This is a genomic window from Citrobacter sp. Cpo065 (genome assembly GCF_030332805.1).
Taxonomy (GTDB): Bacteria; Pseudomonadota; Gammaproteobacteria; order Enterobacterales; family Enterobacteriaceae; genus Citrobacter; species Citrobacter portucalensis.
In genome coordinates this window covers 404,572-419,558 of sequence record NZ_JAOWHC010000031.1, presented here as the reverse complement: position 1 = coordinate 419,558, position 14,987 = coordinate 404,572, and the positions used below count along the sequence as shown (strand labels likewise).

The 14,987-nt window shown below is 51.4% G+C and carries 17 protein-coding genes; 4 read left to right on the top strand and 13 right to left on the bottom strand.

Features of this window, described 5'->3' with window-relative positions; all coding sequences use genetic code 11:
- Positions 1 to 25: 25 nt before the first annotated feature.
- The 10 genes from hypA to yghX form a co-directional block, all read right to left on the bottom strand.
- Complete coding sequence (hypA, locus tag OGY68_RS13100) at positions 26 to 367, bottom strand: hydrogenase maturation nickel metallochaperone HypA (RefSeq protein ID WP_057068492.1); 342 nt, start codon at positions 365 to 367, stop codon at positions 26 to 28.
- On the bottom strand, positions 360 to 848 hold the full coding sequence (gene hybE / locus OGY68_RS13095; protein ID WP_008785804.1) for a hydrogenase-2 assembly chaperone: 489 nt from the start codon (positions 846 to 848) through the stop codon (positions 360 to 362). The genes hypA and hybE overlap by 8 nt, the downstream gene beginning before the upstream one ends.
- Positions 841 to 1,335, bottom strand: coding sequence for a HyaD/HybD family hydrogenase maturation endopeptidase (locus OGY68_RS13090; protein WP_032944999.1), 495 nt, complete (start codon positions 1,333 to 1,335; stop codon positions 841 to 843). The genes hybE and OGY68_RS13090 overlap by 8 nt, the downstream gene beginning before the upstream one ends.
- Positions 1,335 to 3,038 carry a hydrogenase 2 large subunit gene (hybC, locus tag OGY68_RS13085; RefSeq protein WP_003828353.1) on the bottom strand — a complete coding sequence of 568 codons (1,704 nt, stop codon included), beginning with the start codon at positions 3,036 to 3,038 and terminating at the stop codon, positions 1,335 to 1,337. Before hybC ends, OGY68_RS13090 begins: the two co-directional genes overlap by 1 nt.
- Complete coding sequence (gene hybB / locus OGY68_RS13080; protein ID WP_003828354.1) at positions 3,035 to 4,213, bottom strand: Ni/Fe-hydrogenase cytochrome b subunit; 1,179 nt, start codon at positions 4,211 to 4,213, stop codon at positions 3,035 to 3,037. The genes hybC and hybB overlap by 4 nt, the downstream gene beginning before the upstream one ends.
- Positions 4,203 to 5,189, bottom strand: coding sequence for a hydrogenase 2 operon protein HybA (hybA, locus tag OGY68_RS13075; protein ID WP_003828357.1), 987 nt, complete (start codon positions 5,187 to 5,189; stop codon positions 4,203 to 4,205). The genes hybB and hybA overlap by 11 nt, the downstream gene beginning before the upstream one ends.
- A gap of 2 nt (positions 5,190 to 5,191) precedes the next feature.
- On the bottom strand, positions 5,192 to 6,310 hold the full coding sequence (gene hybO / locus OGY68_RS13070) for a hydrogenase 2 small subunit (protein WP_057068275.1): 1,119 nt from the start codon (positions 6,308 to 6,310) through the stop codon (positions 5,192 to 5,194).
- 188 nt (positions 6,311 to 6,498) lie between these two features.
- Positions 6,499 to 6,786 (bottom strand): DUF2623 family protein, encoded by a 288-nt coding sequence (locus OGY68_RS13065; RefSeq protein ID WP_003024490.1) that lies wholly within the window; start codon positions 6,784 to 6,786, stop codon positions 6,499 to 6,501.
- Between the two features lie 84 nt (positions 6,787 to 6,870).
- Entirely contained in the window at positions 6,871 to 8,511 is a 1,641-nt protein-coding gene (locus tag OGY68_RS13060) for a methyl-accepting chemotaxis protein (protein WP_057068274.1), read from the bottom strand.
- A gap of 215 nt (positions 8,512 to 8,726) precedes the next feature.
- On the bottom strand, positions 8,727 to 9,614 hold the full coding sequence (gene yghX, locus OGY68_RS13055; RefSeq protein WP_057068272.1) for a YghX family hydrolase: 888 nt from the start codon (positions 9,612 to 9,614) through the stop codon (positions 8,727 to 8,729).
- A gap of 155 nt (positions 9,615 to 9,769) precedes the next feature.
- Between yghX and OGY68_RS13050 the strand changes: the two genes are divergently transcribed.
- Positions 9,770 to 10,810, top strand: a complete 1,041-nt coding sequence (locus OGY68_RS13050; protein WP_057068270.1) for an aldo/keto reductase — start codon at positions 9,770 to 9,772, stop codon at positions 10,808 to 10,810.
- A gap of 68 nt (positions 10,811 to 10,878) precedes the next feature.
- On the opposite strand, the gene OGY68_RS13045 is transcribed toward OGY68_RS13050, so the two are convergent.
- The gene (locus OGY68_RS13045) at positions 10,879 to 11,382 is read right to left on the bottom strand and encodes an ESA_00282 family adhesion-associated protein (protein ID WP_008785809.1); all 504 of its coding nucleotides are present in this window, start codon (positions 11,380 to 11,382) and stop codon (positions 10,879 to 10,881) included.
- A 104-nt stretch (positions 11,383 to 11,486) separates the two neighbouring features.
- Here OGY68_RS13045 and OGY68_RS13040 point away from each other — a divergent pair, with 104 nt between their 5' ends.
- Positions 11,487 to 11,891: a hypothetical protein gene (locus tag OGY68_RS13040; RefSeq protein WP_008785810.1), complete on the top strand. Its 405-nt coding sequence runs from the start codon at positions 11,487 to 11,489 to the stop codon at positions 11,889 to 11,891.
- A gap of 1 nt (position 11,892) precedes the next feature.
- Positions 11,893 to 12,300, top strand: coding sequence for a hypothetical protein (locus OGY68_RS13035; protein WP_057068268.1), 408 nt, complete (start codon positions 11,893 to 11,895; stop codon positions 12,298 to 12,300).
- Positions 12,301 to 12,377: 77 nt separating this feature from the next.
- On the opposite strand, the gene exbD is transcribed toward OGY68_RS13035, so the two are convergent.
- Together exbD and exbB are read right to left on the bottom strand one after the other, a co-directional pair.
- Positions 12,378 to 12,803, bottom strand: coding sequence for a TonB system transport protein ExbD (gene exbD / locus OGY68_RS13030; RefSeq protein ID WP_008785812.1), 426 nt, complete (start codon positions 12,801 to 12,803; stop codon positions 12,378 to 12,380).
- A 6-nt stretch (positions 12,804 to 12,809) separates the two neighbouring features.
- Positions 12,810 to 13,544 (bottom strand): tol-pal system-associated acyl-CoA thioesterase, encoded by a 735-nt coding sequence (gene exbB / locus OGY68_RS13025; RefSeq protein ID WP_032945006.1) that lies wholly within the window; start codon positions 13,542 to 13,544, stop codon positions 12,810 to 12,812.
- A gap of 250 nt (positions 13,545 to 13,794) precedes the next feature.
- Between exbB and metC the strand changes: the two genes are divergently transcribed.
- Positions 13,795 to 14,982: a cystathionine beta-lyase gene (gene metC, locus OGY68_RS13020; RefSeq protein WP_032945009.1), complete on the top strand. Its 1,188-nt coding sequence runs from the start codon at positions 13,795 to 13,797 to the stop codon at positions 14,980 to 14,982.
- The last annotated feature ends 5 nt before the right edge of the window (positions 14,983 to 14,987 follow it).

Sequence of the window (14,987 nt, the reverse complement as noted above, 5' to 3'; positions counted from 1 at the left end):
ACTCCGCCCCATAGCAACCTATGGGTTATTCGACTTCAATACTTTTCACTTTCAGTGAATCGCCTGCATCAACCCGCAGACGATCGCCCTGACATAGTGGACACTGCTCATCATGCTGGGTGATTTCCACAACCTGACTGCAATCCCAGCACCATGCCTGGGCTGGTTTGTAATCAATATGCAGCTCACACCCTTGCGCCAGCGTGCCCTGACAGACGATGTCGAAACTGAAACGGACGGCGCTCTCTTCAACGCACGAGAGCGCTCCGATTTCCAGCCAAACGCCGGTTACACGTTTGACACCGTGCTGCTCTGCCTGCTGTTGAACAATCTCAACCGCGCTCTGACAAAGGGACAGCTCATGCATTTTCGCAGTTCCGACGACCCAGCAGCAGCGCGCGGCGATTTAGCTGCGGCGCATTCGGATCGCTCACCGGCAGCGATAACAGCATGCGCGCGCAATCGTCAGTCAGACGCACACCTTCTTGCGCCGACATACTGTGCGAAAGCGGCGACATCAGTGAACAGGAAAGGTATTGCGATACGCCCTCCAGTTCACCAACGGTAAAGGTCATCTCGCCATACGGCAGACGCAGCCCGATTTTTTCGCTGACTTTACGCACCGGCCAGATCTGGTCCGGTCCGGGGAAAATCAGTGCGCTGAGCATCCAGGGTGTGATAACACACCCCGTCCACTGTCCTTCAAACAGCGTAAAATCAGAAACATATACCGGCATGTTCGGATGCAAGAAAGAGAGATCGTGCATCGAACGCCGGGCAACCTCTTCAAACGCTGCCTGAATCTGCGTCTTCGGGGCCGTCTGAAAACCGACAAACTCCTCAGACATGAGCCGCCTCCCGAGGGATCGCTTCAACGCCTGATTCGCGAAGCGCGGCAAGAACCTGCTCCAGCGCAGGTTCAATCATCGCTTCAACCGTTGGCGTTAGCCCGATATGCGGTTCCAACGATTCCGGAATAACGCCGACTAAGGTCAGCTTTTTCGGAAACTCGCCGGTAAAACGCAGGGCCGACAATACGTCGGCCAGGCCAAGCTGGTGCGGTGAGATTTTGTTGGTAAACAGCGCTGGGATCTCTTCATCCCGCAGGACCATCATCGTTCCTGGCGTGTTTTTCTTCGACACAATGGCGTCAGCAATGATCAGATGATCTCTGTTCGCCATATCGCCGAGAAGCTCCATCCCAGCCGTACCACCGTCCAGAACATCAACAAAGTCTGGCAGGATGTACCGTTGCTCTAATGCCTCAACGATACGTACCCCGATGGCTTCGTCGGTCAGCAAAATATTGCCGACCCCTAAGACTAATATCCGCATTACAGAACCTTAACTGAGACCACTTCGTTCCCGTCAACGTCCACCACATGCACCGCACATGACATACAAGGGTCGAAGGAGTGAATGGTACGAACCACTTCCAGCGGTTTGTTTGGATCGGCAATCGGCGTACCTACCAGCGAGCGCTCATACGGTCCCACTTCATCATTAAAGTTACGTGGGCCAGAGTTCCAGGTTGACGGTACAACCGCCTGGTAGTTGCTGATAATGCCGTCTTTAATCACCATCCAGTGAGACAGCATACCGCGTGGCGCTTCGAGGAAACCAACACCTTTGAATTCGCCTGTTGCCGGAATATCCGGTTTCACGAAGGTGGTGTGGTCGCCTTTACCGATGTTCACAATCAGCGCGTTGTACTGATCCTGCAGAACGTTCTGCAGTTCACAGCAGTGAACAGTACGGCCAATAATACGGCCCAGCGTAGAGTGCAACTGCGACACTTCGATAGTTTTACCGGTCAGCTTGGTGTAAATCGCGATGATTTCATTCAGCTTGGCATGGGTAGACTCGCGTTTGGCCGCCAGTTTACACAGCATGTTGGCCAGCGGACCCACTTCAACCGTTTTGCCGTAGAAGGTCGGCGCTTTAACCCAGGAGTATTTGCCGTCGTCTGACCAACCGGTGTAGTCAGGAACCGTTGTGCCTTCCCACGGAGCCTGCGGCGCTTCGTCTTTGTACCACGCGTGTTTCGCACTCTCCTGAATCCCTTTGATCAGGTACTCATCGGAGTGAGAGGTGATTGGACGATAGGTCGACAGATCGGCATCGGTGATGTAACCGCCCGGGAACAGGAAGCTGCCGTTTTTACCGTCTGTCGGGAATTCCGGCGCACTCAGGTAGTTAACCGCACCCTGACCACGTTCCAGCCACTCAGGATAGAACGCAGCAATAACCGCGGTATCAACCTTGTACACCTGCTCAACGAAGTCGCTCAGCTTATCGATGAAGGACTTGATGTACATCAGGCGTTCAAGGTTCAGCACACCGAGGCCGTCAAGGTTAATTGGGTTAGCAACCCCACCTACCGCCAGGTTCTGGATGTGCGGCGTTTTACCGCCCAACAGTGCCACAACGCGGTTGGCATCACGCTGGCATTCCAGCGCCTGCAGGTAGTGCGCGACCGCAATCAGGTTCACTTCCGGCGGCAACTGCATTGCCGGATGACCCCAGCAACCGTTAGCAAAAATGCCTAACTGACCGCTGGCAACAAGGTCTTTGATCTTGTTCTGAACCTTGGTGAACTCTTCTGCGCTGTTCAGGTGCCAGGAGGACACGCCGTTCAGCATGGCAGACGCTTTCGCTGGGTCAGCTTTCAGGGCAGAGGTGATATCCACCCAGTCCAGCGCAGACAGCTGATAGAAGTGAACAATGTGGTCATGCGTGGTGTGCGCGGCCAGAATGATGTTACGGATATACTGTGCGTTCACCGGAACATCAATATTCAGCGCACTTTCTGCTGCACGAACGGAAGAGATAGCGTGAGTGGTCGTACAAACACCACAGATACGCTGCACAATCATCCAGGCATCGCGCGGATCGCGGTTTTTCACGATCTCTTCCATGCCGCGCCACATGGTACCGGAAGCCCATGCTTTAGATACCACGCCATTTTCGATTTCGCAGTCGATGCGTAAATGACCCTCAATACGGGTTACCGGATCAATAGTAATTCTCTGGCTCATGCTTTGCTCGCCTCATGACGATTTTGATCGTTTTGTTTTAAAGGAGGAAGTATCGGCAGTAGACGAATGAGTACGATGTATGCACAAATCTCAATAGCCACAAAACCAATAGAAATCAACAGCTCTTCCCAGGTCGGGAAGTAGTGGTAGCCACCACCAGGATTGAACGCCACCAGCGAATAGGACAGACGCCATGTTGCACAACCCAGCAACGCGCTCAGCGCAGACAGATACAGCATGCGCGAGTCATTACGCAGCTTAGTGACGCGCAGCACCACCAGTGGGAAGACCATCAGCACGACTTCAAGCCAGAACATCAGGGAGTAAAGATCGCCTGAGAACGCATAGGACAGCTTGTCGCGATAGATCAGTTCGCCAAAGCGCAGGACGACGAAAATCGCCAGCAGCACGCTGATGGTATTCGTCAGCTTGATGAACAAACTTTTCTCGTCCGGACCGTTACCTTTCAGACCGGCTTGTACCAACGAGCCTTCAAAGATGACGATCGAGAAGCCCATAATAAAGGCGGTTAATACCGAGAAAAGCGGCAGCATTTCATAAGCTTGCCATAGCGGATGCACCTTATAACCCGCAGAAATCATCAATGAACCCATTGAAGACTGGTGCATGGTTGGCAGCAGCGCGCCGAGGGCAATAATAAAGAACATCACTTTATTCAAACGTTTGAGGGAAACTTTCCACCCCAAGCGTTCAAACAGAGCCGGAGCAAATTCCAGCGCCATGATGCCGATATAGATGGTCATACAGACCGCCGTTTCGAACAGTACCGAGTTCACGTTGAAGTGGCCCGGAATGTAGAAATACGGCAGGTTCCAGTAACGACCGACGTCAATGGTGATCGACAGACCACCCAACGAGTAGCCAAACAGACTCGCCAGCAGCGCCGGACGAACCAACGGATGGTATTGCCCTCTGTTGAAAACGTACACCGCCCACGCCAGCGCCCAACCACCGCACGCGAAGCCAGTACCAATCAACAGGTCAAACGCGATCCATACACCCCATGGGAAACCGCCGTTCAGATCGGAGACTGAGCCCAGTCCGAAGACCAGACGTTTCACGATCAGGAGCATACACAGGACGATAAGCGGCCCAAAAATAATGACCGGTTTGCTGATTATTTTTCCGCCCAGCGGTTTAGGATCATGACTCATGATCGTCTCCTCCATCGTGATGGTCGTTTTTCGTGTTACGACGAACCAGCACGGTTAAGCCCGCCAGCGCAGCCAGGGGTAATATCATGCCCTTGTACAGGGAATGTTGAACATGTTCGGAACGCGCACCAGTTGAAAGATCATCCAGCTTCGGCAGATCCAAATCCTCGTAAGGAACACCCGTCAGTACCATAACCTGCGTACCACCGCCTTCTTTCTCACCGTACAGGTGCGGGTAGTACTTCGGTACCGTATGCAGATAGGTATCGCCTGCTTTCACCGTCTGACGCGGATAGTGGTATTCGCTACCTGGCTTCAGCGCGAGACGTTTTTTCGCCTCAGCCATCAGCTCTTCACGCGTACCAAAAATCACCGCACCGGCTGGGCACACTTCAACACAACCCGGTAAACCACCTTTGTCCAGACGCTCAACGCCTTTCTGGTTACACAGTTCACATTTGTGAAGTGCACCAAACGGGTTGTTGTAGTCGTACTTAGGCACGTTGTACGGGCAGGCGACCATGCAGTAACGACAGCCCGTGCAGACATCTTTGTCATAATGGACGATGCCGGTTTTCGGATCTTTCTTCAGCGCGGAGACCGGGCAAACGGAAACGCAGTTCGGATCAACACAGTGCATGCACTGTTTCTTGATGTATGCGTAACCATTTTCTTCCTGGTCTTTGTTAACGCCTGTTCCGCTACGCCACACCTGAATGATGTTATTGGTATACGGCGACAGTTTGTCGTTGTTCGACCAGGTTTGCTCGCCTTCCGGGTTACGCGCCGGGAAGTTGATATCCTGACACTTGGTGACACAGGCCTGGCAGCCTACGCACAGCGTCGAGTCATAGAGCATCCCAAGAGAACCAGGGATCGGCGGACGGTTTTCTGCAGCCGCATGGCTGATGGACGGCGCTGCGCCCAACAGCAATGCCCCGCTGGAGGCTGCTTTAATAAAGTTACGTCTGTTCACGGTTATTCTCCCCGTGAGTCAGCGTTATCTTTCTTCTGCTGACGCCCCAGTTCACGAACCGCCATCACGCTGACACCGGCAACCAGTCCTACTACGCCACCCAGCAGTCCAATCGCTCCGGCAGAAACATTGCCGCCTTCTTTCATGTTGACGTCAGGTTTCTCGGAACGCGGCGTTTGGTTTTCCACATGAGCAAGCTGGTGAATACCTTTATGGAAGCCGACGCCTTCTTCGTTACAGCCGTAGCAAGGGTGACCGATAGCCACCGGCCACACGCCGCCCACATCGCAGAATTGCAGCGTTGAGCAGTTGCCGTAGGTTTCTGGTCCTTTACAGCCCAGATGGTAGAGGCACCAACCTTCACGGTGGCCTTCATCACCAAACTCTTTAGCAAAACGACCAGCATCGAAGTGCGGGCGACGTTCGCAGTGTTCGTGAATCAAACGGCCATAGGCGAATGTCGGACGGTTTTTGGTATCCAGCTTCGGCGGCTTACCATAAGTGATGATATGCGCGACCGTTGCGAGGAAGTTATGCGGGTTCGGCGGACAGCCGGGGATGTTGATGATGGCTTTGCCTGGCAGAACTTCTTGCAGGCCGACGGCACCCGTTGGGTTAACGCCAGCGGCAGCAACACCACCCCACGCGGCGCAAGAGCCGATGGCAATGATAGCGGCTGCGCCTTCTGCGGCCCGGCGGATGTGATCCACGATCGGCTCGCCGGCAACCATGCAGTAAATACCATTATCTTTCAGTGGGATAGAACCATCTACTACCAGAACATATTGCCCTTTGTACTTCTCCAGAGCGTTATGTTTGTTCTCTTCGACCTGATGGCCGAAGGCGGCAGAGAGCACCTCATGGTATTCCAGAGAGATTGTCTCCAGAACGAGGTTTTCCACTGTAGGGTGTGTCGCGCGAAGCAGCGATTCAGTACAACCCGTACACTCCTGAGCACCAATCCAGATAACCGGTGGGCGCTGAGGACGAGAAACTGATTCGGCCATTTCTGCGGCGGCTTTGCTACTGAGCCCCATGGTAGCGGCCAGTGCTGCACAAAGCTTCATGAAATCACGGCGATTAATGCCGCTCGAATTGATGAGAGAGTTATCTCCAGTCATTTTATAGTTATTCCGTTGCGAAGACCTGGCTTTTATTTTGCACCATTCGCATGTTGCATATTGCGATCGGCGCGCCATTACCACACTTTTTATATGGTTATGTGCATTATAATACTTCGGCGGAGCAACAAAACGAAGGCGTAGGTCAATAGTGTAATTAATTAAAGCAAGATAATACCCCTTTCGGATCAAGCTTCGAGTCGATAGCCGGCCATGAAAAACCGAATTGTTGTACTGGACTGGTTCTCTTTAAAGAAATCCATCACCATCTCTTTATCCAGCCCATAACGGCGCGTCAGGATCCCCGCTTCCCACGCGCTGAGCTGTCGATCACCCGTTTTTTCAAACATTCGATGTGAAAATCCCAGCACAAAACCACGCTTATAATCCGCACAAAAATTCGCCACTGAGCGTGCACTGTCCGCACTTGAGGCGTTTAATCCGGCCATCAGACCTTTACCAAAATGGTTGTCCATGCATAACCTCCAATCGCTATATAATAAATTATATAGCGATTTTTTAAGCAAAGACCAGAGGTATCACGAACTTTTTATAACGGCTTAAAAGGACACCCACTCATCCGTTTTAGCGGCCGCAGACGTTTTGCTGTCTGCTGAAGAGGAAGTGGTTTGGCTGGCTGCGTATTGCACATCATTAGCGGAAAGGCGGAACTGTTGCACCGAGCGTTGCAGCTCCTCTGTTTGTCGTTCCAACGCCACTGCCGCGGCGGAAACTTGCTCTACCAGCGCAGCATTCTGTTGCGTTACGCTGTCCATCTGCGTGATCGCCACGCTCACCTGCGAGATACCCTTATTCTGTTCTTCCGAGGCAGAGGCAATTTGCTTCATGATGACAGTCACTTCGGTGGCGCCGCGCAGAATCGCCTCCATGGTTAATCCTGTTTCTTTAACCAGACGAGCGCCCTGATCAACACGACGCGATGACTCGCCAATCAGCGTCTCAATCTCTTTCGCCGCCCCGGCGCTGCGACTGGCAAGGTTGCGTACTTCACCGGCGACGACGGCAAAACCGCGCCCCTGCTCGCCTGCCCTGGCTGCTTCAACCGCCGCGTTCAGCGCCAGAATGTTGGTCTGGAAAGCAATGCTATTAATAACTGACGTGATTTCCGCGATCTGTTTAGAGCTGGCGGCAATGCCGTCCATCGTCTCTACCACTTCTGAAACCAGCGTGCTCCCTTTGCCTGCCGTTTCTGTGGCCGTATCGGCAAGCAGGCTGGCTTCACGCGCATTTTCTGCGTTCAGTTTTACCGTTGCGGTCAGTTGCTCCATGCTGGCAGCGGTCTCTTCCAGTGCCGCAGCCTGCTCTTCAGTACGTGAGGAGAGATCGTTATTCCCGGTGGAAATTTCCGTCGCCCCTCGCCAGATGTTGTCACTACCTGAACGGATGGTACTGACGGCTTCACGCAGGCTATCCTGCATCGCGCACAATAACGGCACCAGTTGACCCACACAGTTACGACCAAAATCTTCGATGGGATGGCTAAGATCGCCCTGCGCAATCTGCTGGAACTGTTGGCGAATACGTCCCAGCGGTTTCACCATCATGGAAACAAGGTAGCGGTCGGTAAAGAAAAGGAGGGCAATCCCAAGGATCACGGCGGTGATAATTAGCGTCCGGATGATAGAGGTTTTGCCATCGACCATCACGCGGGTGGTATCGAGTCGCTCACCTGCCGTGGCGTTAAAACGCTCGGCACTGGCGCCAAATTCACGGCTCAACGCAGGTGTAATAGTGCTGGCATGCTCAGCAAAGGCCGTAAGCGTTCCCTGCTGCGCCAGCTGCATTTGCGGGATCACGCCGTTGTCCAGCAGCGCCTGCCACTTCGTCAGTACTGCGTTAGCGACGTCAGGGTCCATAGGGCCCGGAGATAATGTTTTCATCTCCTGGAGTTTTTTGCTCATATTCTCCAGGGACTGTTGCGCTGGCGCAAAATCAGGCGTTCCGCCACTCATTTTGACATCCATGGCGCGACTTAAGCGCGTTACGAAGCGAAAGTACTGATCGTTGCCCTGACTGAGAACCGTCATCTGATGGACAAGATGACGGTCAATATCATTGCCTTCAGATATTTTTGATAACGAATGAAGACTGAATAAACCCACGCCCGACCAGAGCAGGCAAAAAAGTCCCAGTATTGCCAACATGACAATACGAATAGTGAAGTTTTTCAGCAAACGCATAATAATTTCCTTGCCGTTGATGAGGAATTCGCCATCAGGCGATACTTATCCTTGTTATCGGCAGGCAGTAGAGAAGATATAATGCGTTCTTTATTTTTTTACTTTCTTAAGTACATCCACTCTCTCTCCACACTATATCAATATGAATGCTAATGAAATTAGGTAGCATTATTATTCAGGTAATTAGTTATAAGCATTAAATAATCTATTGTTTTCTATCGCAAATATTTGTTAAACCATGCAAGAGTACGTTCCCAGGCTAAATCAGCGGCAGCTTTATCATAACGGGGGGTCGAATCGTTGTGAAAGCCATGATTAACCCCGGGATAGATATAGGCTTCATAGACTTTCTTATTGGCCTTAAGCGCCGCTTCATAGGCAGGCCATCCCTCATTAATACGTGTGTCTAATTGCGCATAGTGCAGTAATAAAGGCGCGTTTATTTTAGGGACATCTGATGCAGTAACCTGCCGCCCATAAAAAGGCACCGCGCAGGCCAGTTCAGGGAAAGCCACAGCAGCGGCATTCGACACACCACCACCGTAGCAAAATCCGGTGATACCTACCTTTCCCGTCGTCCCTGAATAATGTTGCATAAATTCAATGGCGGCAAAAAAATCATTCATCAACTTTACGGGATCAACCTGCTGCTGCAATTCCCGACCTTTATCATCATTGCCAGGATATCCTCCTACCGAACTTAATCCATCCGGCGCAAGTGCCATAAAGCCCGCCTTCGCCACCCGTCTCGCCACATCTTCAATATACGGATTCAGCCCACGATTCTCATGCACTACCACCACCGCCGGAACTTTCCCTGTCACCTTCGCAGGTTTAACTAAATACCCCCGCACATCACCATGCCCTTCAGGCGAAGGATAGGTAATATATTCCGCCAAAATATCGGGATCGGTAAATTCTACCTGCGTTGCGAGGGCATAGTTGGGTTTCAATAAATTGAATAAAGCCAACGCCGTCATGCCACCCACTGCATATTTCGCTGCCAGATTGAGAAACTCGCGTTTCGTTATTTTGCCATGCGCGTAATAGTCATAGTAGTCGAGCAGTTCTTGCGGAAAATCTTTGGCAGTCAAACGCGGCATCGTCGCACTCCTGATTGATGTTTTTTTAAGCAAAGCACAGTGACCTGTTTTTGCCCAGTTTTTCATCTCAGTGTGACCTGGTGAACGGGATATTCACCGTGAACCCGCTAGAATAGAAACGTTGTTTCGAAATTCACCTGCACTAAGGAGATCTCATGACCTGGTTTGCCAATCCTGAACGTTACGAGCAGATGCTCTATCGTTACTGTGGGCGCAGCGGTTTGCGTTTACCCGCGCTATCGCTGGGTTTATGGCACAGTTTTGGGCACGTTCAGGCGCTGGATTCACAGCGCGCCCTGTTGCGTAAAGCATTTGATTTAGGCATCACGCATTTTGATTTAGCCAATAACTATGGGCCGCCACCAGGCAGCGCAGAAGAGAATTTTGGCCGATTACTGCGCGAGGATTTTGCACACTATCGCGATGAACTGATTATCTCCACCAAGGCAGGCTATGACATGTGGCCTGGGCCATACGGTTCTGGCGGTTCGCGCAAATACCTGCTCGCCAGCCTCGACCAGAGTCTGAAACGCATGGGTCTCGACTATGTCGATATCTTCTACTCTCACCGCGTTGACGAAAATACGCCAATGGAAGAGACCGCCTCGGCGCTGGCCCACGCCGTGCAAAGCGGTAAAGCGCTGTATGTCGGCATCTCATCCTATTCTCCGGAACGTACGCAGAAAATGGCCGAGTTGATGCGGGAATGGAAAATTCCATTGCTGATCCATCAGCCGTCTTACAACCTGCTTAACCGCTGGGTAGACAGCAGCGGCCTGCTGGATACTCTGGAATCCAACGGCATGGGCTGCATCGCATTTACGCCGCTGGCTCAGGGACTGCTGACGGGGAAATACCTCAACGGTATTCCGGAAGGTTCACGCATGCAGCGTGAAGGGAAAAAAGTTCGTGGGTTAACGGAAAACATGCTGACGGAAGAAAACCTTACCAGCCTGCGCTTGCTTAATGAGATGGCGCAACAGCGTGGACAGTCGATGGCACAAATGGCCTTAAGCTGGCTGCTAAAAGACAACAGGGTAACGTCGGTATTGATTGGCGCCAGTCGACCGGAGCAACTGGAAGAAAACGTTCAGGCGCTGGCGAATCTGACGTTCAGCGCCGAAGAACTGGCGCAGATCGATAAGCATGTCGCGGACGGTAAGCTGAACCTGTGGCAGGCCTCATCTGACAAATAACCGTAGGTAACACCGTGCCGGGTGGCGGCGTTAGCCTCCCCGGTACGTAATACGGGCCAGCCAGTCCCTCACACCTCTTCTGCTTTGATTTCTGGGCGCTGATATTCCGGCCACACCAGCGCGACAAGTGCAGGATAGGCTTCCAGGCTGAACTCCCTGAAGCACTGACGTAAGTTAAGCACGTCCAAATCGGCATGCGGGACTTTCTCGCCACTCAGACAGCGTTTTTTAATATTGTCGTAATATTTATACACCGCAGAGTTGAGATCGCTGCAACGCCGCTGTGCATCAAATAGCCCTGGCGTCTCATTCAGCTCCACCATTGTCATCCGTTTGATCGTCGAGTGGATAAAATCGATATATTCGTGATTGACACGCCAATACCAAACCGGAGTAATCGAATTCATCAGTACCGAGAAATGATCTTCACCCTCTTCTTTACTCAGTATTTCCGGCTGGTTTTCAGCGTATCCATTTTCTGCATTACGGTTTTTATTTGCACTGCGCATCAACAAAAGTACCCCGCAGGTCAGCAATAGCAGGGTAATAACAGAATAAAATATACTGTTCATATACTGGCTCCATTTTTTTTGATTTTAAAATTACGCCATGCTATTGTCAACGCGGCATGGTTTATTTAAAACAACATATCATTGGCATCAAAGGATATTTCAACATGCTTCCCGAGCATCTTGTTCCCTCGCGTTTTCACTTATCCAGCTCACCTGACAATACCACCTCCACAGATAATAGTGAAAATTTGACTCAGGGGAAGATAACATTAAGCGATTACGAATCCGATATTTTGATTAGCTCTGCTGCTACCGGCCAGTCACGAAATATGCTATTTGAAGAGTGCGACCGCCATTTAAAAGAGCGTCTATTTCGTGCAGCAAAAATTGAGTCATTCTCTCGCCTGCTCAATTCACTACAGGCAGAAGGCGACATTAATGCACAAGAATTAAGTAAAATTTTGACTCAAAAAACAGCCATCATAAATGAACAGGGCAACAAAATTTGGCTTAATTTAATTACCCGTGAGACCAGCGACCCTATTTTTTATTCTCTGGAAGAGAAATAAAATGAAAGATGTTGAGGATAATAATGTTTATTTGGCTTTAGATAACCATAAAAGCGATGAGTTTGTCTTAAAGCAAAATTTAGCCGTGTTGATTGCCAATAAAACCGCGACACTGGAAAGCGTTGCTCAGGAGATAGTCTCTATTCCCGCTGCACTGGTGCGGATGAAATGGCAAAATCGCCGTGAAATTTACTCGCTACAGGCTAAAGAAGAGATCTACGGTGCCGCGATCGAAGCCATTATGGAGCAGCAACCAGAACTGCGGGACAAAATCATGGCCCGACTGGAAAGCACCTACCAGCATATACTCGCGCGGGAAACGGCCACCTTACGCCTGACGCGAAAGCTGTCTGAAGGGAACTACGAACCCACCAGGATAACCACGGTCGCGTTAGATGAGAACAGATAAGAACAAGTGTGCGAGGGAGTTGAATCAGGAGAGACACGCCGGGTAAGGCGGCAACCATTACCCGGCAATGAGGAAGATTACTTCGCTTTCACAGTCTCTTCGCCAACCAGACCAATCTTCAGGAAGCCCGCCTGATGCAGCGTATCCATCACCTTCATCATGGTCTCATAATCAACGGTTTTATCTGCCCGGAAGAAAATCGTGGTGTCTTTCTTCCCGTCAGTTAACGCATTTAGCTCGTTAATCATGGTTTCATCCGTCACCTGATTGTTGCCAATAAACATACTCTTATCGGCTTTAACTGACAGGTAAACCGGTTTTTCCGGACGCGGCTGCGGCGTGCTGGTGGAGGCAGGGAGATTCACCTTCACATCTACGGTTGCCAACGGCGCGGCAACCATAAAGATGATCAATAAAACCAACATAACGTCGATAAACGGCGTCACGTTGATTTCATGCATTTCACCGTTATCGTCCAGGTTTTCATTAAAGCTCATAGCCATGGAACATTATCCTACACGTAATTTCTGCGCTGAACGTACCGGATGCGCGGACGCGCTTGCATTCAGGTCCAGATCGCGACTTTGCAGCAACAGCACCTGTGCCGCGACGTCGCCCAGCATCGCTTTATAGCTGCCAATCTGACGTGCGAAAATGTTGTAGATAACAACCGCTGGAATTGCTGCGACCAGACCGATTGCGGTCGCTAACAGCGCTTCTGCAATACCCGGCGCAACAACGGCGAGGTTGGTCGTTTGAGTTTGTGCAATCCCGATAAAGCTATTCATGATGCCCCATACGGTACCGAACAGACCGACGAATGGAGAGATAGCCCCGATGGTGGCCAGGTATCCGTTACCGCGGCCCATATGACGACCTACCGCCGCCACACGACGCTCCAGACGGAAGCCGGTACGCTCTTTAATGCCTTCGTTATCGTCGCTGCCTTCTGACAGTTCCAGCTCGTTCTGCGCTTCGTTAATCAACTGTGCGCCCAGGCTTTTGCCATCGAATCCTGCGGCAATTTCACTTGCCTGATCTAAAGAGCGGGCTTCCGCCAGCAGTTGCTGTTCACGCTTAAGGCGGCGTTTCTGAGTAAAGAACTCAAGGCTCTTACTAAAGAAGATAGCCCAGGTGACCACTGACGCCAAAATCAGCCCAATCATCACGCACTTAACCACGATATCGGCGTGCTGATACATACCCCAGACGGAAAGATCCGTCTGCATCAAATTATTACCCACTCTGTATCTCCAGGACGCAAATCACAAAATCTGAGCGTAATCATATCAAAACGACGTCGAATTGATAGTCGTTCTCATTACTATTTACATATTGCCGCACCTTTGGTTTCTTTTCCTTGCGCTTACGCAGTAAAAAAGTCACCAGAAGCATTTTGAGATTATTTTCTACTGTATGACCGTTCTGCAGGATGCGTCATCTTTGATTCATGGTAGTTTAGACATCCAGACGTATAAAAACAGGTAAGACAACATGGCAGATAAACAACTTGAAACCAAACTCGTTCACGCAGGACGCAGTAAAAAGTACACGCTGGGCTCGGTAAATAGCGTGATCCAGCGCGCTTCTTCGCTGGTATTTGACACCGTAGAGGCCAAAAAACAGGCCACGCACAACCGGGCGAACGGTGCGCTTTTCTATGGGCGTCGCGGAACCCTGACGCATTTCTCTCTGCAGGAAGCGATGTGCGAACTGGAAGGTGGTGCGGGTTGCGCGCTCTTCCCCTGCGGTGCGGCGGCCGTTGCCAACACCATCCTTGCCTTTGTGGAGCAAGGGGATCATGTGCTGATGACCAATACCGCCTATGAACCCAGTCAGGATTTCTGCACCAAAATTCTCGGCAAGCTCGGCGTGTCCACCGGCTGGTTCGATCCGCTGGTTGGCGCCGATATCGTTAAGCACATACAGCCGAACACGAAAGTCGTATTTCTGGAATCTCCCGGCTCTGTCACTATGGAAGTGCATGATGTTCCAGCTATTGTTGCCGCCGTCAGAAGCGTCGCGCCGGATGCAATCATCATGATTGATAACACCTGGGCTGCCGGGGTGCTGTTCAAAGCGTTGGATTTTGGCATTGATATCTCTATTCAGGCAGGCACCAAATATCTGATTGGTCATTCTGACGGCATGGTCGGCACGGCGGTATCTAATGCCCGCTGCTGGGATCAACTGCGCGAAAATGCCTATCTGATGGGGCAAATGCTGGACGCCGATACCGCCTATATGACCAGCCGTGGACTGCGTACGCTGAGCGTTCGCCTGCGTCAGCACCATGAAAGCAGCTTAAAGGTCGCCGAGTGGCTGGCCAGCCATCCGCAGGTCGCCCGCGTGAACCACCCGGCACTGCCCGGCAGTAAAGGGCATGAATTCTGGAAGCGTGATTTTACCGGCAGCAGCGGCCTGTTCTCCTTTGTATTGAATAAGAAGCTCAATAATGAGGAGCTTGCTGCGTATCTGGATCACTTCAGCCTGTTCAGTATGGCCTACTCCTGGGGCGGTTTTGAGTCGCTGATTCTCGCCAACCAGCCGGAACACATTGCGGCAATCCGTCCGCAAGGCGAGGTGGATTTCAGCGGAACGCTCATCCGTTTACATATCGGTTTAGAGAATGTTGACGATCTGATTGCCGATTTGGCCGCAGGATTTGCCCGAATCGAGTAAAATTG